Genomic DNA, 17,538 nt, shown 5'->3' with positions numbered 1-17,538 from the left:
GTCATGCACATTCAGTCGAACACGCCGGAGCCAAAGCCCCAGGGTGCCGTGCCGACGGAGGAGGAAGAGATAGAAGTGGACGTGGACAACGATCCGGGCAACGAAGACCCCGGTTCACAATTCGACCGTGACGCCACGGTGCCGCTGATCGATCCCGAGCATCCCTGAAGGGGCAGCCCTGAAACAAAAGAGCGAGAGCTTTCGCCCTCGCTCGCTTCTCTGATCCAGCGTGGATCAGGATTTGCGGCCTGCGCCGCCTTGTGGCATCGAGCCACCTTTTTTCCCCGCGTCAGAGCGGTTGGCATCGGTCGCTTTCTGCCGGTCGTTGGCAACATTGCTGCCGCCCGAAGCCTGGCCGCCTTTCTTGCCTGCATCGCTGGCTTTCTGGCGATCGTTCTGGAAATTGCCAGGGTTCGATTTTCCGGTGTTAGCCATGATTGCGTACCTCTTGTTATGAGAAGAGCGAGTCATGTGCCTCGCATAATGTGGGATGAGGTACGTCGGGGTTGGTTTAAACAATCGGCCGCTGAGCTGACCAACGGATGCTGGCCGTGTGACTTACATGTGCACTTCAACCGCCAGCGGCAGATGGTCGGACAGATGCGTCCAGGGCCGCGTCCCGAGAATCTTCGGGTTGTGGCTGGTGGCGTTGCGCAGGTAGATCCGATCCAGGCGCAGCAACGGGAAGCGCGCCGGATAGGTCTTGGCCAGTCGCCCATGGCTTCGCTCGAAGGCTTCGTGCAGATACTCGCAGCGCGCCAGGCGCTTGTTGCCCTGCAACTGCCAGTCGTTGAAGTCGCCTGCAATCACCACTGGCGCGTGTTCCGGCAACGAGTCGAGCAGGGCGCAGAGCAAGTCCAGTTGCAACTGGCGATGGCTCTCCAACAGGCTCAGGTGCACGCAAATGGCGTGAACCTCTGCATGCCCGGGCACCTGCAGCACGCAGTGCAACAGGCCGCGGCGTTCCGGGCCGGTGATGGAAACGTCGAGATTGCGGTAGTGCAGGATTGGGTACTTGGAGAGCAGCGCATTGCCATGATGGCCATCGGGATAGACCGCGTTGCGGCCATAGGCGAAGTCGCTCCACATGCTGTCGGCGAGAAATTCGTACTGCGAGGTCACGGGCCAGTCGTGGTAGCGGGCGGCATGGCGGTCATGGCCGCCGAGCACCTCCTGCAGGAACACCAGATCGGCACCGGTGCTACGGACCGCTTCGCGCAGCTCCGGCAGAATGAAGCGCCGGTTCAGCGCCGTGAAACCCTTGTGGGTGTTGACCGTCAGCACGCGCAGACGGTGGACGTCGGGCATGCCCGCCAGTTGCGAAGGGGAGGCACCCATGCCAGCCGGATCGGGAATCACACGCACGCTCCTGTTCGGTGGGATGTGCTATTGCGACCAGCAGCGGGCGTGGCAGTTCAGGCTTTTTTGCCGGTCAGAGGCGAGTGTCCACGGTTGGGCGCCGTGACAAGAGCAAGGTCAGGCCCAACGCCAGCACCGACAACAGGGCGGCGAAGAAGAAAATCCAGTCGTAGCCCATGTTCAGCGCAATCGCCCCCATCAGCGGGCCGGAAACCGCCAGCGCCAGGTCGAAAAACACCGCATAGGCGCCCAGGCCCGCACCCCGGCTACTGTTGGGCACCTGTTTGATCGCTTCGACGCCAATGGCCGGATACACCAGCGACAGGCCGAAACCGGCCAACCCCGCGCCGATCAGCGCCACGGTGGTATTGGGCGCCAGCCACAGCAGCACCAGGCCGATGGTTTCCACCGACATGCAGGTGATCGCCGAGCGATAGCCGCCAAAGCGGTTGATGGCGTTGATGAAGAACAGCCGGGCGACGATGAAGCACACGCCGAAGACCGTCAGGCACCAAGCCGCGCCTTGCCAGCTGCGGCTGACGTAGAACAGGGTGATGAACGTGGTCAGGGTGCCATAGCCGATGGACGAAAGCGTCAGGCCCAGCCCATAGGGCGCGACCCGGCCGAACACCGACCAGAACGGCATGCGCTCGCCGCGCACCACCGGCACCGGCGGCTTGTTGCGAATCAGCAGCAAGGCACCTGCGGCCAGCGCCGCCAGTACCAGCCCGAGGCTGACGAAACCCAGCGCATCGACCATCAACACGCCCAGCGGCGCGCCGATGGCGATGGCGCCGTAGGAGGCGATGCCGTTCCAGGAAATCGAACGCGCAGTGTGCTCCGCACCGACCAGGCCGATGCACCAGCTGATGGTGCCGACGCCGATCAGACCCTGGGACGCACCGAGAATAAGGCGGGCGATGACCAGTATCGTCAGGCTGGTGCCGGCATGGCTTTGTAGCAGGATCGCCAGCACCGTCAGGGCACCGCTGATGGCAATCCCGGTCAACCCATAAACGATGGCGCGCTTGGTGCCGATGTTGTCGCAGATGCCGCCGGCGAACGGCCGGCTGAGCAGCGTCGCCAGGTACTGCGCACCGATCACCAGCCCCGCGATCACGGCGCTGAAACCCAGTTGGTCATGCACATAGCCCGGCATTACGGCGATCGGCAGGCCGATGCACAGGAAGGCGATGAAGGTATAAAAGACGATGGAAACGATTTGCAGGGTGATCGCCGTTGAACTGGCGGTACGCGGTGGCGTGTCGGGAGGCAGGGCGGCAGACATGGGTCTCTTCGCTGGTGCGGTGGGAGTGCTGCCATCATCACCCGAGGCGACGGGAAATGAAAGCAGGCTAACGATTTAATCCGGGATTCAGCTCAGTCAGGATGGTCGATGTGGTGTTTGCACGATCGCTCCCGCGGGCAAGCCCGGCTGCTACGTAAATCCCGTGTGGCCGCACCCTGTGCGAACAACTCAATACCGCGTAGCAGCACGGCTTGCCGGCGGGGCGATCTTGAAGTCGCTATCGAGCGGCGAGGTACACCCACAAAAAAGCCCCGTCATAAGGACAGGGCTTCGATTGTCACTGTTACGTCTATCAGAACACCACACCCTGACTGCGCAGGTAATCGTCGTAGGTGCCGCTGAAGTCGGTCACGCCATCGGCGGTCAGCTCGATGATGCGGGTGGCCAGGGACGATACGAACTCGCGGTCGTGGCTGACGAAGATCAGCGTGCCCGGGTAGTTTTCCAGCGCCAGGTTCAGCGCCTCGATCGATTCCATGTCCAGGTGGTTGGTCGGTTCGTCCATCACCAGCACGTTGGGCTTTTGCAGGATCAGCTTGCCGAACAGCATGCGGCCCTGTTCACCACCGGAAATGACCTTGACCGACTTCTGGATCTCGTCGTTGGAGAACAGCATGCGGCCCAGGGTGCCACGAATCATCTGCTCGCCGGTGGTCCACTGTCCCATCCAGTCGAACAGGGTCACGTCGTCTTCGAAGTCGTGGGCGTGGTCCTGAGCGTAGTAGCCCAGCTCCGCGCTTTCGGTCCACTTCACCGAGCCTGCATCCGGCGCCAGTTCACCCATCAGCGTGCGCAGCAGGGTGGTCTTGCCGATACCGTTCGGGCCGATGATCGCCACGCGCTCGCCGGCTTCGACGGTGAAGCTGAAGTTCTTGAACAGCACCTTGTCGTCGAATGCCTTGGACAGCTTTTCGATGGTCACTGCCTGACGGTGCAGCTTTTTGGTCTGCTCGAAACGGATGAACGGGCTGACACGGCTCGACGGCTTGACCTCGGCCAGCTGAATCTTGTCGATCTGCTTGGCGCGAGAGGTGGCCTGCTTGGCTTTCGAGGCGTTGGCCGAGAAGCGGCTGACGAAGGTCTGCAGTTCGGCGATCTGCGCTTTCTTCTTGGCGTTGTCGGCCAGAAGCTGCTCGCGGGATTGGGTCGCGGCGGTCATGTACTCGTCGTAGTTGCCCGGGAACAGGCGCAGCTCGCCGTAGTCCAGGTCGGCCATGTGGGTGCAGACGCTGTTGAGGAAGTGCCGGTCGTGGGAAATGATGATCATGGTGCTGTTACGCGCCGTGAGAATGGTTTCCAGCCAGCGAATGGTGTTGATGTCCAGGTGGTTGGTCGGTTCGTCCAGCAGCAACACTTCCGGATCCGAGAACAGCGCCTGGGCCAGCAAAACGCGCAGCTTCCAGCCCGGCGCGACTTCGGTCATCGGGCCGAAATGCTGTTCCAGCGGAATACCCAGGCCCAGCAGAAGCTCACCGGCACGGGATTCGGCGGTGTAACCGTCCATCTCGGCGAACTCGGTTTCCAGCTCCGCCACGGCCATGCCGTCTTCTTCGGTCATTTCCGGCAGCGAGTAGATGCGATCGCGCTCGGCCTTGACCTTCCACAGCTCCTCGTGGCCCATGATCACGGTGTCGATCACGGTGAATTCTTCGTAGGCGAACTGATCCTGACGCAATTTACCCAGGCGCACGTTCGGCTCGAGCATCACTTGGCCACCCGAGGGCTCCAGATCACCACCCAGAATCTTCATGAAAGTGGATTTGCCACAGCCGTTGGCGCCGATGAGGCCGTAACGATTGCCGTTGTTGAATTTGACCGAAACGTTCTCGAACAGCGGTTTAGGGCCGAACTGCATCGTGATATTAGCTGTGGAGATCAATTGCTTTACCTATCAGGGAGTTACAGGGCGCTGGAACAGGTTTGGGACCAGATTGGGTCCAGTCCTGGTGTATTCCATCTCAACCCAGACGCGGCCCGGGCCGGGCCTGCGCGCATAAATAGAGAGCAGCATGCGGACGGCGTGTCCGAGCTGGTGATTTATTGGAAGAGGGATTTGATTCCAGACATTGCGCCCATTGTCGCACAGGTAGGGCTTCAGTTGTATGGCGGGATCGAGTCAAAACGCCGCGAATGTAGGACGTTTCTGTTTTCTCTGTCCCTGTGTTGTCAAGGGCATCCGGGCCTTCCAGACTCTGTGGCAACTGATCGGCGCTCAAGGCGCTTCTTTCACCTGGCAAGAAGGGTACTCGAACATGTCACGCAGAAAATCCCGCAATACATCGCCACGCCCCGTGATTGATCGGCTCATGGACGTGCGCATGATCTCGGTGACCTGTGGCTGCGCAATCATTGCCAACATGCTCATCCCCAGTATGGGCAGCACGGCGGTCGGCGCTGTGCTCGGCGCTGCGTACGCGTTTCACGTCCTCAAATCACGAGATCTCTGAGAGGAGGGCTGGCCATGAGCGAGGCCCAGTTTCAGTTCTCGTTTTTCATCGGCGTGGTGGCCGTTGGGATCTACATTGCCAGCGCGCTGTTCTATCGACAAACCCCGGACCTCACCCATGCGCTGATCATCGCCACGTCCTGCTCCAGCACAGTGGGCGCCGTATTGGCAGGTGTCATGACTTACGCCGCGACTCCAGAGCAGTTGGGCGTGTTGCGTGAACACAAGGCGGGAGTGATCACAGGAACGCTGGCGATGATCTGGATCTCGGTTTCAGCCACCTATAAAAGCCTGATGCACCCGCGACGATGTGCGTTGAAAGCGCTTTGATCGTTTTCGCTACGCCTTCACGTCGCTCAGAAACGCTCTGACGATTGACCTGGCAGCCGTATTGACCTTCACATCACCCAACTGCTTGGCGGTAAACCATTTGCAGTCGGCAATCTCATTCTTTGCGGTGGGGGTGGCCATGAAGGTCACCGAAACTTCGAAAACGTGGTGCAGAACTTCACCACCCTCGAAGCGGGTGACATAGGAAAGGTCTTCGAGAATCAGGCCGGTTTCTTCGCGAAGCTCACGGGCTGCAGCCTGGGCGGGGGACTCGTTGGCCTCGACCTTGCCGCCGGGCAAGGTCCATTTGGCCTTGGGTTTGCGCACGTACAGGATCTGGTCATCCCGTCGGCAAATGACTGTGGCGCGTTCTTTCATGTTCTTTTCCCTTCACCGTACACCCTGTGAGAAGCGCGGCGACTGTATATAGTCACAGCTTTGTCACAAAAGCTTCATATATCCCTTCGAAGCATTTACGGTGCCAACGTTCCCTTGTTGTTATCCATTTACAGCCTTCATCTTAGGGCAGTGCTGCCGCGTCCGGGTGTGGGTTCACATAAAGTTCATATGTGTAACCCGCACCTGTGCGCCATCCCGCTATTTGGGCTGCTTGGGTGTGACCTGTTTCTTGTGAACGGTGCTGGCGGGTTTGTCAGTGGTTTTGGGCGTCGAAGCTTTTTTCTCCTTGCCCGGTGGAGCCGGGTTCGCCGGTTTCTTTTCCAGGCCATCGGCGTCGCCGCCGTTGCCGCCGGCCGGGGTTGTCGGGTTGATCCCGGGTGGCAGGGCGGAGCCACCGGCTTCGGCGGCGAAGGTCAAAGCCGGGCTGATGCCGAGCAGCCCGGCCAGGATCAGGCTGGCCAATGTGTGCGTGTTCATGCTGCGTCTCCTCTGAACAGGCGTTACCTGACGTTAGGCCGCTGACACCCTGTCAGTGTGCGACGTTGCTGACCAACGGCTCATCCAACCTGTCGCTTCTCTTCTTATCTGACCAACGTGCTGCGCGATTGTGGGGCTTAACGCACAACACTGGGGCCTCGTTACCCGCAGTTGTGGCCTTGCGTAGCAGGCCTGCGCGTGCAACGTCCAGTGCCAATGATGGCATTTCACTGCTAGCCCTTTGATCCAGCAGGCTTTTTGAAAGCCCTTTCTTTTTGCCGAGTCTGTGGCACACTTTCTGCTCGCTATTCCGTTGTTACAAACTCAGTTCCGCTATAGCGGAAAATATAACACCTCGACGGAGCTTCTCCCATGCATCGCGGACCCTCTTTTGTGAAAGCTTTTGCGTTTGTCCTTGCTGCAGCTGCCAGCTGCGTTTCTGTCGCCCAAGCGGCGGATAGCAAACTCGACAGTGTGCTGCAGCGCGGCCATCTGGTGGTGGGCACCGGCAGCACCAACGCGCCCTGGCACTTCCAGGGTGCCGACGGCAAGTTGCAGGGCTTTGATATCGACATCGCGCGCATCGTCGCCAAAGGTCTGTTCAACGACCCGTCCAAGGTCGAGTTCGTGGTGCAGTCGTCCGATGCGCGGATTCCCAACCTGCTGACCGACAAGGTCGACATGAGTTGCCAGTTCATCACCGTTACCGCAAGCCGCGCACAGCAGGTGGCCTTCACGCTGCCGTACTACCGCGAGGGTGTGGCGCTGCTGCTGCCCAACAACAGCAAGTACAAGGAAATCGACGACCTGAAAGCTGCAGGCGACGGCGTCACCGTGGCCGTGCTGCAGAACGTCTACGCCGAAGAGCTGGTGCATCAGGCGCTGCCCAAGGCCAAGGTCGACCAGTACGACAGCGTCGACCTGATGTACCAGGCGATCAACTCCGGCCGCGCCGATGCCGCCGCCACCGATCAGTCGTCGGTCAAGTACCTGATGGTGCAGAACCCAGGCCGCTACCGTTCCCCGGCCTTTGCCTGGAGCCCGCAAACCTACGCCTGCGCCGTCAAGCGTGGCGATCAGGACTGGCTGAACTTCGTCAACACCGCGCTGCATGAAGCCATGACCGGCGTGGAATTCCCGGCCTACGCGGAATCCTTCAAGAAGTGGTTCGGCACGGATCTGCCTACACCGCAGATCGGCTTCCCCATGGAATACAAGTAATACGACCCGCAACTGACGGGGCAGGGAAGGCCTTGGCGCCTTCCCGTCCCAGGTACTGCTGACCATGAATTATCAGTTGAACTTTGCCGCGGTCTGGCGGGATTTCCCCAGCCTGCTGGCGGGCCTTGGGCTAGGGCTTGAACTGGCTCTGATCTCCATCGCTATCGGTTGCGTGATCGGCCTGATGGCGGCGTTTGCCATGCTGTCAAAATATCGCGCATTGCGCATCGTGGCGTCGGTCTATGTCACGGTGATTCGCAACACGCCGATTCTGGTGCTGATCCTGCTGATCTACTTCGCCTTGCCGAGTCTGGGCATTCGGCTGGACAAGATCCCGTCGTTCATCGTCACGCTGTCGGTGTATGCCGGTGCGTACCTGACCGAGGTATTTCGTGCCGGCTTGCTCAGCATCCACAAGGGCCAGCGCGAAGCGGGGTTGGCGATCGGCCTGGGTGAGTGGCAGGTGCGGGCGTACATCATCGTGCCGGTGATGCTGCGCAACGTGCTCCCGGCGCTGTCGAACAACTTCATCTCGCTGTTCAAGGACACCTCGCTGGCCGCCGCCATCGCGGTGCCGGAACTGACCTATTACGCGCGCAAGATCAACGTCGAGAGCTACCGGGTGATCGAAACCTGGCTGGTGACCACGGCGTTGTATGTCGCGGCCTGTTACCTGATCGCCATGCTCTTGCGCTACCTCGAACAGCGCTTGGCGATTCGCCGCTAGGAGGCTCTGAATATGTACGAACAACCTGGCTGGCTGCACGAGTTGTGGATCGCCCGTGAACCGCTGTGGGCGGGTTTTGTGACCAGCATTCAATGTGCGGGGCTGGCGATTGTGCTGGGCACGATCCTGGGCATGTTTGCCGGCCTGATCCTGACCTATGGCAAGTGGTGGGCGCGTCTGCCATTTCGTGGCTACGTGGACCTGATTCGCGGCACGCCTGTCTTCGTGTTGGTGCTGGCGTGTTTCTACATGGCCCCGGCACTGGGCTGGCAGATCACCGCCTTCAAGGCCGGCGCCCTGGGCCTGACCCTGTTCTGCGGCTCGCACGTCGCGGAGATCGTGCGTGGTGCGCTGCAGGCCATTCCCCGTGGGCAACTGGAAGCGGGCAAGGCCATCGGCCTGACCTTCGGCCAGTCGCTGAGTTATGTGCTGCTGCCCCAGGCGTTGCGCCAGATTCTGCCGACCTGGGTGAACTCGTCCACCGAGATCGTCAAGGCCTCGACCCTGCTGTCAGTGATCGGCGTTGCCGAGTTGCTGCTCAGCACCCAGCAGATCATCGCGCGCAATTTCATGACCCTCGAGTTTTACCTGTTCGCCGGATTTCTCTTCTTCGTCATCAACTACGGCATCGAGCTTCTCGGGCGCCAAATTGAAAAACGGGTGGCCTTGCCATGACTCAGATTCAAACCGCACAAGCCGCCCCGGCGCTGCTCAGCATCGAAGGGCTGCACAAATCCTATGGCCCGGTCGAAGTGCTCAAAGGCGTCGACCTGAAGATGAACAAAGGCAACGTAGTCACGCTGATCGGCTCCAGTGGATCGGGCAAGACCACACTGTTGCGCTGCGTCAACCTGCTGGAAGAGTTCCAGGGCGGGCACATTCGCCTGGAAGGCCAGGACATCGGCTACAGCGAAGTGAACGGCAAGCGCGTGCGCCACGCCGAGCGTGTGATCGCCCAGCATCGGGCCATGACCGGGATGGCGTTCCAGCAGTTCAACCTGTTTCCGCACCTGACCGCGTTGCAGAACGTCACGCTGGGCCTGTTGAAGGTCAAAAAGCTGCCCAAGGATCAGGCGGTCGCCCTGGCTGAGAAATGGCTGGAGCGCGTGGGCCTGCTGGAGCGTCGCAATCACTACCCGGGCCAGTTGTCCGGCGGCCAGCAACAGCGCGTGGCGATCGCCCGTGCCATCGCCATGAACCCCAGCCTGATGCTGTTCGACGAAGTGACCTCGGCGCTGGACCCGGAGCTGGTCGGCGAGGTGCTGAGCGTGATCAAGGGCCTGGCCGAAGAGGGGATGACCATGCTGCTGGTGACCCACGAAATGCGTTTCGCCTATGAAGTGTCGGATCAGATCGTCTTCATGAATCAGGGGCGTATCGAAGAGCAGGGCCCGCCCAAGACGCTGTTCGAGCAGCCGAAATCGGCGCGCCTGGCAGAATTTCTCAAGAACATCCGTTTTTAAACCGCTCGATCAAAAGGAGATCTTTCATGAGCATTACTCGTTACGGCGCAGGTAGCACCGCAGGTGGCGGCCAGCCACGTCCATTCGCCCGCGCGGTCGAGGCTGACGGTTGGTTGCACGTTTCCGGCCAGGTGCCGGCCGTTGATGGTGAAATCATTGTGGGTGGCATCGTCGAGCAGGCCCACCAGACGATGAAGAACCTGGTCGCGATCCTCACCGAGGCCGGTTACGGCCTGGAAGATGTGGTGCGCGTCGGCGTGTGGCTGGAAGACCCGCGGGACTTCTGGAGCTTCAACAAGGTGTTCGGCGAATACTTCAAACCCGAACACGCCCCGGCACGGGCCTGCGTGCAGGCGAACATGATGGTCGACTGCAAGGTCGAGATCGATTGCATCGCCTACAAGAAGAAGGCGTAGGTTTCGAGCCTGTGCGATCGTAAACCTGTAGGAGCGAATTTATTCGCGAATCGGCGGTACAGACGATGCAAATTCTGCGGCTGGCAAATCCGTTCGCGAATGAATTCGCTCCTACAGGTCCGTGCTCGATTGGCTGGCTGTAAACTGCCCGCCTTCCTTTACGAGATCATCAGTTCAATGGACAACGCCATGACCGAAGACACCATCAAACGCCGTGCCCGTGGTCTGGACCGGGCGTTCGATATTCTTGATTACCTCAAGGAGACGGGCACGCCGCTGCGGCCGAATGAAATCGCCAGCGGTATCGGCAGCCCGAAATCGACGGTCTACGAGCTGGTCGGTTCGTTGCTGGAGCGGCGAATTCTGGAAAACGTCGGCAAGGAAGGCCACGTGTACCTGGGCCGCCAGTTGTATTTTCTCGGCCAGGCCCACCTGCGCCATTTCGACTTCACCCGCGAGGCGGAAGTCAGTCTCGGTGAAATCGTCGAGCAGACCCGAGAAACCGCGCAGATGTGCCTGCTCAACGGGCGCAAGTACACCGTCGCGCTGATGAAGGAAGGCGCCCGGCATTTCCGGATTTCCTCGGACATCGGCGAAGACGCGCCCATTCCCTGGACCGCGTCCGGGCGCCTGCTGCTGGGCCACCTGAGCGATCAGGCGATCATCGATCTGATCGACGAGGACGATTTCATCCTGCCGGATGGCCAGCGCCTGCCGCTGGAAACCTTTATCGGCGAGATCCGCAAGGCCCACGAGGAAGGCTTTTTCTCCTTCAACAGCATTGCCGACACCTTTACCCATTGTTTCGCCGCGCCGGTCAAGGACAAGCAGGGCATCTGCATCGCGACCCTGTGCATCGTCGCGCCGCGGGCCGATGCCAAGGCCCATTACGAACATTACCGCAAGGTGCTGATCGACAGCGCCAACAGCCTGGCCCGCCGGGTCAATGACTGAACGATTCAACGATTGAGCGGTGCCCCAGCCGCCAACAGACAAGCATTCTGGAGAGTACACATGAGCATTGCCGCACTGGAAAAAGGCGCCACGCAACCGGGCGATCAACTGGTCCGTGACGTCAGCCTGCCTGCGCTGGTCATCCACGACAAGGCGCTGGAACACAACCTGCGCTGGATGCAGAAGTTCGTCAGTGACAGCGGCGCCGAGCTGGCGCCCCATGGCAAGACCAGCATGGTGCCTGAGCTGTTCACCCGTCAGTTGCAGCACGGCGCCTGGGGCATGACCTTGGCCACCGCCACCCAGACCCGCGCCGCCTACGCTCATGGCGTGCGCCGCGTGCTGATGGCCAACCAACTGGTCGGCGCGCCGAACATGGCGATCATCGCCGAGATGCTCAGCGACACACAGTTCGACTTCCACTGCATGGTCGACCACCCGGACAACGTCAAGGCGCTGGGCGAGTTCTTTGCCAGCAAGGGCGTGCAGCTCAACGTGATGATCGAGTACGGCGTTGTTGGTGGCCGTTGCGGCTGCCGCAGCGAGCAGGAAGTCATGGCCCTGGCCGACGCCATCGCCGCGCAACCGGCGCTCAAACTCACCGGCATCGAAGGCTATGAAGGCGTGATCCATGGCGACAAGGCGATTGCCGGGATTCGCGCGTTCGCAGCGTCCCTGGTGCGGCTGGCCGTGACCTTGCAGGACAAGGGTGCCTTCGCGTTGGATCGGCCGATCGTCACCGCATCGGGCTCGGCCTGGTACGACCTGATCGCCGAAGAGTTCGACAAGCAGCAGGTCCGTGATCGTTTCCTTGCCGTGCTCCGCCCCGGCAGCTACGTGGTCCACGACCACGGCATCTACAAAGAGGCGCAGTGCTGCGTGCTCGACCGTCGTCAGGACCTGTCCGAAGGCCTGCAACCGGCCATGGAAGTCTGGGCTCACGTGCAGTCGATGCCAGAACCCGGTTTTGCAGTGATTGCCCTGGGCAAGCGCGACGTGGCGTTCGACGCCGGCATGCCCAACCCGATCAAGCGCTACAAGGCCGGCGTGGTGCCTGCGGTGGGCGATGACGTCAGCGCCTGCAAGGTGACTGCGGTGATGGATCAGCACGCCTTCATGACCGTGGCCCCCGACTGCGAGCTGAAAGTGGGCGACATCATCTCCTTCGGCACCTCGCACCCGTGCCTGACGTTCGACAAGTGGCGCACCGGTTGCCTGGTGGGCGAAGATTTGGCCGTGATCGAATCTTTCGACACCTGCTTCTGACGGAGATGGGCGATGAGTGAATTGGCAAGCCACAGCCACCCGCGCGTGGCGCTGATCGGCGAATGCATGATCGAGTTGCAGCAGCATGCCAACGGCACGCTCAAGCAGAGTTTCGGCGGTGACACGCTGAACACGGCGGTTTATCTGTCGCGTCTGCTGGGCTCGGCGGCGCAGGTCGATTACGTCACCGCGTTGGGCGATGACAGCTTCAGCGATGCCATGTGCGCGATCTGGGCCGACGAGGGTATCGGCCTGAGCCGCGTCCAGCGCCTGCCGGGGCGTCTGCCGGGGCTGTACTGCATCCAGACCGACGCCAATGGCGAGCGGCGTTTCCTGTACTGGCGCAACGAGGCGGCGGTGCGTGAGTGTTTCACCACGCCGTCCGCTGACCCGGTGCTGGCCGCGCTGCCTGAATACGATGTGCTGTATTTCAGCGGCATCACCTTGGCGGTGCTTGGTGAAGTCGGCCGCGCGCGGCTGTTGTCGACCCTGGGCGATGCCCGGGATCGCGGCGCCTGCGTGGTGTTCGACAACAATTATCGGCCGCGTCTGTGGCGCAGTGTCGACCAGGCCCGCCAGGCCTATCGTTCGGTGATGCATGAAGTCGACGTCGCCTTGCTCACCGAAGAAGACGAGCAGGCGCTGTTCGGCTACACCGACAGCGAGCAGATCCTCAGCGCCTACCGCGACATGGGCGTGAAGGAAGTGGTGATCAAGCGCGGCGCCCAGAGCTGCCTGGTGCGGGCCGACAACCGCCGCTACGAGATCCCGGCGCAAGCGGTCAGCAAGGTGATCGACACCACGGCGGCGGGGGATTCGTTCAGCGCCGGTTATCTGGCCAGACGCCTGCGCGGCGGCGGCCCGCAGGAAGCGGCCGAGGCCGGACACCGGCTGGCGAGCCTGGTGATTCAGCACCCCGGGGCGCTGATTCCCCGTAGCGTGATGCCCAACTGAGTCGCCTATCGAAGCCTTTACCCCGTAGCAGCACGGCTTGCCGGCGGGTGCGATATGTCTGTGACAAATATGTCGTCTGACACACCGCCCCGCCGGCAAGCCGTGCTGCTACGGGGCGAATGGAGTTAGTCTCTGAAGAAAACCTGCACCAGGTGATAGCCAAACTTGCTCTTCACCGGGCCATGCACCGTGCGCAATGGCTTCTTGAAGATGATCTGATCGATCACCGGCACCATCTGCCCCGGGCGCACTTCGCCCAGGTCGCCGCCGCGCTTGCCCGACGGGCAGGTCGAATATTTCTTGGCCAATACATCGAACGCTTCGCCGTTGGCAATGCGCTGTTTGATCTTCTCGGCCTCTTCGGCGGTCTTGACCAGAATGTGCCGGGCTTGAGCTTTCATGATGAACATCGCCTCGATAAAAAAGCCGCGCATTATGCCTTTGTCACAGGAATTCAGGTAATTTCCTTCACCTTGGTCGGACCTGCGGTCCGCGTCTAGGCTTATGGACGCGAACGTTGGTCCGCGTCGATGGTCGCAGCTTGTGTCGACCTGCAGTCTTCTTACAACCTTTATGTGCGGTGTGACTTATGGATTTCCCGGCGTTGTTGAAGGTTCTGGCCACCCAGGACGGATCGGATCTCTATCTTTCAACCGGGGCGCCGCCGTGCGCCAAGTTCAATGGCGTACTCAAGCCGCTGGGCAGCGAGGCGTTCAAGCCGGGTGATGTGGCGCTGATCGCCGATGGCATCATGGACGCCGAGCAGAAGCAGGACTTCGAGCGCGAGCTGGAGATGAACCTGGCGTTTTCGCTGTCAGGCGTGGGCCGTTTCCGCATCAACATCTTCAAGCAGCGCAACGAGGTGTCCATCGTCGCGCGCAACATCAAGCTCGATATTCCCAAATTCGAAGACCTGCACCTGCCGCCCGTGCTGCTGGATGTGGTCATGGAAAAGCACGGCCTGGTGCTGTTCGTCGGCGCTACCGGATCGGGTAAATCCACCTCGCTGGCGGCGCTGATCGATCACCGCAACCGCCACGCCAGCGGGCATATCATCACCATCGAGGACCCGGTGGAGTTCATTCATCGGCATAAGAAGTCGATCATCAACCAGCGTGAAGTCGGGGTCGACACCCGCAGCTTCCACGCGGCGTTGAAAAACACCCTGCGTCAGGCCCCGGATGTGATCCTGATCGGCGAGATCCGCGATCGCGAAACCATGGAGCACGTGCTGGCTTTTGCCGACACCGGCCACCTGGCGATTTCCACGCTGCACGCCAACAACGCCAACCAGGCGCTGGACCGGATCATCAACTTCTTCCCCGAAGAGCGTCGCCCGCAGTTGCTCCATGACCTGGGCAACAACCTCAAGGCGTTCGTTTCCCAGCGGCTGGTGAAAACCAAAGACGGTAAACGTCGGGCTGCGGTGGAGGTGATGCTGGGCACGCCGACCATTCGCGACCTGATCCATCGCAATGAGCTGACCGAGCTCAAGGGGATCATGGAAAAGTCCACCAACCTGGGCATGAAGACCTTCGACAATGCGCTGTATGACCTGGCTGTCGAAGGCGCGATTTCCGAAGAGGAAGCGTTGAAGAATGCCGACTCGGCGAACAACGTACGGCTGCGCCTCAAGCTGCACAACGAGAATGGCCCGAGCACCATCACCACACCGCCGCCCGCGCCTCAGCCTGCCGCGCAGGTGGATGTGAAGGATTGGGGGTTGGTCGACGAGCGGGATGAGCCCGGGTCATAAGGCATTCACATGACATTGTGGGAGTGAGCTTGCTCACGAATAGGGAGTACGGCGTTACCGTGGACGCGGCTGCCTGGCCTCTTCGTGAGCAAGCTCACTCCCACAGGGTGATTCTTCTAGCGCGCCAACCACCCCCCATCGATATTCCACGCCGCCCCGCGCACCTGAGCGCCGGCCTCGCTGCACAGAAACAGCGTCAACTCACCCAACTGGCTAGGCGTGACAAACTCCAGCGAAGGCTGTTTCTCGGCCAGCAGATCGTGCTTGGCCTGCTCGATATCGCCGGTTTCTGCGCCACGATCATCGATCTGCTTCTGCACCAGCGGCGTCAGCACCCAGCCGGGGCAGATGGCGTTGCAGGTCACGTGGCTGGTGGCGGTTTCGAGCCCAACCACCTTGGTCAGCCCGATCACCCCGTGCTTGGCCGCCACATAGGCCGCCTTGCCGGTCGAGCCCACCAGGCCGTGCACCGAGGCGATGTTGACGATCCGCCCCCAGCCCTTGGCCTTCATGCCGGGCAGGCACAGGCGGGTGCTGTGGAACACCGATGACAGGTTGATGGCGATGATCTTGTCCCAGCTTTCCACCGGGAAATCCTCGACCGCGTCGACGTGCTGGATGCCGGCATTGTTGACGAGAATGTCGACGCCGCCGAATTCGCGTTCGGCGTAGGCGATCATGTCGGCGATCTGCGCCACGTCGCTGACGTCCGCCGGATGATGGCCGACCTTGCCGCCGAACTGTTTGACTTGCTCGATCACCGCCGACGCATCGCCGAAACCGTTGAGCACCAGGTTCGCCCCGGCCTTGGCCAGCGTCAGGGCGATGCCCAGCCCGATGCCGCTGGTGGAGCCGGTGACCAGTGCGGTTTTGCCTTGCAGACTCATGTTCGATTCCTCATACGATGCCGGTTGCATAGAACGTGGCGATTACCACGAAGACCGCCAGGGTCTTGATGATGGTGATGCCGAAAATATCCTTGTACGCCTCGCGGTGGGTCAGCCCGGTGACCGCGAGCAGGGTGATAACCGCGCCGTTGTGCGGCAGGGTGTCCATGCCGCCGCTGGCCATGGCGGCCACCCGGTGCAGCACGTCCAGCGGGATGTTGGCGGCGTGGGCGGCGCTGATGAAACTGTCGGACATCGCCGCCAGCGCGATACTCATGCCGCCCGAAGCCGAGCCGGTGATCCCGGCCAACAGGGTTACGGTGATCGCTTCGTTGACCAGCGGGTTGGGGATGGACTTGAGCCAGTCGGCCAGCACCAGAAAGCCGGGCAGGGAGGCGATCACGGCGCCAAAGCCGTACTCGGAGGCGGTGTTCATCGCCGCCAGCAGCGCGCCACTCACCGCGCCCTTGCTGCCTTCGGCCAGTTTCGATTTCACCGTGCCAAAGGCAAACAGCAGCACGAACACGATACCCACCAGCAACGCGGCTTCCACGGCCCAGATCGCGGTGATCTTGGCGACGTCGGTCTGCACCGGAGTGGCCATGCCGGGCAGCGACAGGGTGTGGGTCTTGCCGTACCACTGGGGAATCCACTGGGTGAACAGCAGGTTCATCACCCCGACCAGCAACAGCGGCGCCAGGGCAATCCATGGATTGGGCAGCTGGATGTCTTCGGCGGTTTCCGGTTCGTTGCGCAACTCGGTGCCGTAGCCTTCACCGGCGCGCTGGGCCTTGTTGCGCTGGCGCTGGAGGAACAGCATGCCTGCGCAAAACACGAAGGCGGTGCCGATCAGTCCTAGCCAGGGCGCGGCCCAGGCCGTGGTGTTGAAGAACGTCGAGGGGATGATGTTCTGGATCTGCGGCGTGCCGGGCAGGGCGTCCATGGTGAAGGAGAACGCACCCAGGGCGATGGTCGCCGGAATCAGCCGCTTGGGGATGTTGCTCTGGCGGAACATCTCGGCGGCGAACGGGTAGACCGCGAATACCACCACGAATAACGAAACGCCGCCGTAGGTGAGCAGGGCGCAGACCAGCACGATCACCAGCATCGCCTGGCGGGTGCCCAACACCTTGATGGCAGCGGCGACAATGGATCGGGAAAACCCGGACAGCTCGATCAGCTTGCCGAACACGGCGCCAAGCAGGAACACAGGGAAGTAAAGTTTGACGAAGCCCACCATCTTGTCCATGAACACGCCAGTGAAGGCCGGGGCCACGGCGGAAGGATCGGTCAGCAACACCGCGCCGAGGGCGGCGATGGGGGCGAAGAGGATAACGCTGTAACCACGGTAAGCAGCAAGCATCAGCAGCGCGAGGGCTGCCAGGGCGATGATCACACTCATCGAGTGTCTCCTGTTGTTTTTCTTATTCAAGCGGTCGAGCCGCGCAACGGGAGGTATAGCGAGTTTTATGCCAGATCGCTAAGTTATTGATTTACATATGATTTACTTATGCCAATTAGACAGTCTGTCTCTGTTTTGAGACGAGCGCGTCCCCAACGTAGCAGCACGGCTT

The 17,538-nt window shown here is 61.2% G+C and carries 21 protein-coding genes; 12 read left to right on the top strand and 9 right to left on the bottom strand.

The window, feature by feature from the left end; genetic code table 11:
• Positions 1–3 precede the first annotated feature (3 nt).
• Complete coding sequence (locus tag AC1MEK_RS11440) at positions 4–168, top strand: hypothetical protein (protein WP_480396384.1); 165 nt, start codon at positions 4–6, stop codon at positions 166–168.
• A gap of 66 nt (positions 169–234) precedes the next feature.
• Here AC1MEK_RS11440 and AC1MEK_RS11435 read toward each other — a convergent pair whose 3' ends face one another.
• The 4 genes from AC1MEK_RS11435 to AC1MEK_RS11420 form a co-directional block, all read right to left on the bottom strand.
• Complete coding sequence (locus tag AC1MEK_RS11435; RefSeq protein ID WP_480396424.1) at positions 235–435, bottom strand: con-10 family general stress protein; 201 nt, start codon at positions 433–435, stop codon at positions 235–237.
• Positions 436–558: 123 nt separating this feature from the next.
• Positions 559–1,338: an endonuclease/exonuclease/phosphatase family protein gene (locus AC1MEK_RS11430; protein WP_480396423.1), complete on the bottom strand. Its 780-nt coding sequence runs from the start codon at positions 1,336–1,338 to the stop codon at positions 559–561.
• Positions 1,339–1,432: 94 nt separating this feature from the next.
• Positions 1,433–2,647 carry an MFS transporter gene (locus AC1MEK_RS11425; protein ID WP_480396383.1) on the bottom strand — a complete coding sequence of 405 codons (1,215 nt, stop codon included), beginning with the start codon at positions 2,645–2,647 and terminating at the stop codon, positions 1,433–1,435.
• Between the two features lie 313 nt (positions 2,648–2,960).
• Entirely contained in the window at positions 2,961–4,547 is a 1,587-nt protein-coding gene (locus AC1MEK_RS11420; protein WP_480396382.1) for an ABC-F family ATPase, read from the bottom strand.
• 427 nt (positions 4,548–4,974) lie between these two features.
• Between AC1MEK_RS11420 and AC1MEK_RS11415 the strand changes: the two genes are divergently transcribed.
• Together AC1MEK_RS11415 and AC1MEK_RS11410 are read left to right on the top strand one after the other, a co-directional pair.
• The gene (locus AC1MEK_RS11415) at positions 4,975–5,115 is read left to right on the top strand and encodes a hypothetical protein (RefSeq protein WP_480396381.1); all 141 of its coding nucleotides are present in this window, start codon (positions 4,975–4,977) and stop codon (positions 5,113–5,115) included.
• A 14-nt stretch (positions 5,116–5,129) separates the two neighbouring features.
• Positions 5,130–5,444, top strand: coding sequence for a hypothetical protein (locus AC1MEK_RS11410; RefSeq protein ID WP_480396380.1), 315 nt, complete (start codon positions 5,130–5,132; stop codon positions 5,442–5,444).
• A gap of 9 nt (positions 5,445–5,453) precedes the next feature.
• On the opposite strand, the gene AC1MEK_RS11405 is transcribed toward AC1MEK_RS11410, so the two are convergent.
• A complete protein-coding gene (locus AC1MEK_RS11405; protein WP_480396379.1) occupies positions 5,454–5,822 on the bottom strand; it encodes an NUDIX hydrolase in 369 nt (122 codons plus the stop codon).
• Positions 5,823–6,041: 219 nt separating this feature from the next.
• Complete coding sequence (locus tag AC1MEK_RS11400; RefSeq protein ID WP_480396378.1) at positions 6,042–6,320, bottom strand: hypothetical protein; 279 nt, start codon at positions 6,318–6,320, stop codon at positions 6,042–6,044.
• Between the two features lie 372 nt (positions 6,321–6,692).
• Between AC1MEK_RS11400 and AC1MEK_RS11395 the strand changes: the two genes are divergently transcribed.
• The 8 genes from AC1MEK_RS11395 (at position 6,693) to kdgK (ending at position 13,321) form a co-directional block, all read left to right on the top strand.
• Entirely contained in the window at positions 6,693–7,541 is an 849-nt protein-coding gene (locus tag AC1MEK_RS11395) for a transporter substrate-binding domain-containing protein (protein WP_480396377.1), read from the top strand.
• A gap of 64 nt (positions 7,542–7,605) precedes the next feature.
• Entirely contained in the window at positions 7,606–8,268 is a 663-nt protein-coding gene (locus tag AC1MEK_RS11390; protein ID WP_274134630.1) for an amino acid ABC transporter permease, read from the top strand.
• Positions 8,269–8,280: 12 nt separating this feature from the next.
• A complete protein-coding gene (locus tag AC1MEK_RS11385; protein ID WP_480396376.1) occupies positions 8,281–8,943 on the top strand; it encodes an amino acid ABC transporter permease in 663 nt (220 codons plus the stop codon).
• Positions 8,940–9,731 (top strand): amino acid ABC transporter ATP-binding protein, encoded by a 792-nt coding sequence (locus AC1MEK_RS11380; RefSeq protein ID WP_480396375.1) that lies wholly within the window; start codon positions 8,940–8,942, stop codon positions 9,729–9,731. The genes AC1MEK_RS11385 and AC1MEK_RS11380 overlap by 4 nt, the downstream gene beginning before the upstream one ends.
• A 26-nt stretch (positions 9,732–9,757) precedes the next feature.
• Positions 9,758–10,147, top strand: a complete 390-nt coding sequence (locus tag AC1MEK_RS11375) for a RidA family protein (RefSeq protein WP_480396374.1) — start codon at positions 9,758–9,760, stop codon at positions 10,145–10,147.
• A 189-nt stretch (positions 10,148–10,336) separates the two neighbouring features.
• Positions 10,337–11,101, top strand: a complete 765-nt coding sequence (locus AC1MEK_RS11370; RefSeq protein WP_480396373.1) for an IclR family transcriptional regulator — start codon at positions 10,337–10,339, stop codon at positions 11,099–11,101.
• Positions 11,102–11,161: 60 nt separating this feature from the next.
• A complete protein-coding gene (locus AC1MEK_RS11365) occupies positions 11,162–12,367 on the top strand; it encodes an amino acid deaminase (protein ID WP_480396372.1) in 1,206 nt (401 codons plus the stop codon).
• A gap of 12 nt (positions 12,368–12,379) precedes the next feature.
• Complete coding sequence (gene kdgK, locus AC1MEK_RS11360; protein ID WP_480396371.1) at positions 12,380–13,321, top strand: 2-dehydro-3-deoxygluconokinase; 942 nt, start codon at positions 12,380–12,382, stop codon at positions 13,319–13,321.
• A 125-nt stretch (positions 13,322–13,446) separates the two neighbouring features.
• Here the strand turns inward: kdgK and AC1MEK_RS11355 are convergent, their stop codons facing one another.
• Positions 13,447–13,722 carry a peptidylprolyl isomerase gene (locus AC1MEK_RS11355; RefSeq protein ID WP_480396370.1) on the bottom strand — a complete coding sequence of 92 codons (276 nt, stop codon included), beginning with the start codon at positions 13,720–13,722 and terminating at the stop codon, positions 13,447–13,449.
• Between the two features lie 188 nt (positions 13,723–13,910).
• Between AC1MEK_RS11355 and AC1MEK_RS11350 the strand changes: the two genes are divergently transcribed.
• Positions 13,911–15,077 (top strand): PilT/PilU family type 4a pilus ATPase, encoded by a 1,167-nt coding sequence (locus AC1MEK_RS11350; RefSeq protein ID WP_480396369.1) that lies wholly within the window; start codon positions 13,911–13,913, stop codon positions 15,075–15,077.
• Between the two features lie 116 nt (positions 15,078–15,193).
• Here the strand turns inward: AC1MEK_RS11350 and AC1MEK_RS11345 are convergent, their stop codons facing one another.
• Together AC1MEK_RS11345 and AC1MEK_RS11340 are read right to left on the bottom strand one after the other, a co-directional pair.
• Entirely contained in the window at positions 15,194–15,964 is a 771-nt protein-coding gene (locus AC1MEK_RS11345) for a 3-hydroxybutyrate dehydrogenase (RefSeq protein WP_480396368.1), read from the bottom strand.
• Positions 15,965–15,974: 10 nt separating this feature from the next.
• Entirely contained in the window at positions 15,975–17,366 is a 1,392-nt protein-coding gene (locus AC1MEK_RS11340) for a GntP family permease (protein ID WP_480396367.1), read from the bottom strand.
• Positions 17,367–17,538 lie beyond the last annotated feature (172 nt).

This window comes from Pseudomonas sp. 2, from assembly GCF_056627435.1.
This window is presented reverse-complemented; position numbering and strand designations above follow the sequence as displayed.

Excerpts from the sequence above, each read along its gene's own strand:
- AC1MEK_RS11340 (WP_480396367.1), bottom strand. The coding sequence starts at position 17,366 with ATGAGTGTGATCATCGCCCTGGCAGCCCTCGCGCTGCTGATGCTTGCT.
- AC1MEK_RS11415 (WP_480396381.1), top strand. The coding sequence starts at position 4,975 with ATGGACGTGCGCATGATCTCGGTGACCTGTGGCTGCGCAATCATTGCC.
- AC1MEK_RS11375 (WP_480396374.1), top strand. The coding sequence starts at position 9,758 with ATGAGCATTACTCGTTACGGCGCAGGTAGCACCGCAGGTGGCGGCCAG.
- AC1MEK_RS11345 (WP_480396368.1), bottom strand. The coding sequence starts at position 15,964 with ATGAGTCTGCAAGGCAAAACCGCACTGGTCACCGGCTCCACCAGCGGC.
- AC1MEK_RS11425 (WP_480396383.1), bottom strand. The coding sequence starts at position 2,647 with ATGTCTGCCGCCCTGCCTCCCGACACGCCACCGCGTACCGCCAGTTCA.
- AC1MEK_RS11440 (WP_480396384.1), top strand. The coding sequence starts at position 4 with ATGCACATTCAGTCGAACACGCCGGAGCCAAAGCCCCAGGGTGCCGTG.
- AC1MEK_RS11355 (WP_480396370.1), bottom strand. The coding sequence starts at position 13,722 with ATGAAAGCTCAAGCCCGGCACATTCTGGTCAAGACCGCCGAAGAGGCC.
- AC1MEK_RS11380 (WP_480396375.1), top strand. The coding sequence starts at position 8,940 with ATGACTCAGATTCAAACCGCACAAGCCGCCCCGGCGCTGCTCAGCATC.
- AC1MEK_RS11365 (WP_480396372.1), top strand. The coding sequence starts at position 11,162 with ATGAGCATTGCCGCACTGGAAAAAGGCGCCACGCAACCGGGCGATCAA.
- AC1MEK_RS11395 (WP_480396377.1), top strand. The coding sequence starts at position 6,693 with ATGCATCGCGGACCCTCTTTTGTGAAAGCTTTTGCGTTTGTCCTTGCT.
- AC1MEK_RS11435 (WP_480396424.1), bottom strand. The coding sequence starts at position 435 with ATGGCTAACACCGGAAAATCGAACCCTGGCAATTTCCAGAACGATCGC.
- AC1MEK_RS11370 (WP_480396373.1), top strand. The coding sequence starts at position 10,337 with ATGACCGAAGACACCATCAAACGCCGTGCCCGTGGTCTGGACCGGGCG.
- AC1MEK_RS11405 (WP_480396379.1), bottom strand. The coding sequence starts at position 5,822 with ATGAAAGAACGCGCCACAGTCATTTGCCGACGGGATGACCAGATCCTG.
- AC1MEK_RS11350 (WP_480396369.1), top strand. The coding sequence starts at position 13,911 with ATGGATTTCCCGGCGTTGTTGAAGGTTCTGGCCACCCAGGACGGATCG.
- AC1MEK_RS11385 (WP_480396376.1), top strand. The coding sequence starts at position 8,281 with ATGTACGAACAACCTGGCTGGCTGCACGAGTTGTGGATCGCCCGTGAA.
- kdgK (WP_480396371.1), top strand. The coding sequence starts at position 12,380 with ATGAGTGAATTGGCAAGCCACAGCCACCCGCGCGTGGCGCTGATCGGC.
- AC1MEK_RS11400 (WP_480396378.1), bottom strand. The coding sequence starts at position 6,320 with ATGAACACGCACACATTGGCCAGCCTGATCCTGGCCGGGCTGCTCGGC.
- AC1MEK_RS11390 (WP_274134630.1), top strand. The coding sequence starts at position 7,606 with ATGAATTATCAGTTGAACTTTGCCGCGGTCTGGCGGGATTTCCCCAGC.
- AC1MEK_RS11430 (WP_480396423.1), bottom strand. The coding sequence starts at position 1,338 with ATGGGTGCCTCCCCTTCGCAACTGGCGGGCATGCCCGACGTCCACCGT.
- AC1MEK_RS11410 (WP_480396380.1), top strand. The coding sequence starts at position 5,130 with ATGAGCGAGGCCCAGTTTCAGTTCTCGTTTTTCATCGGCGTGGTGGCC.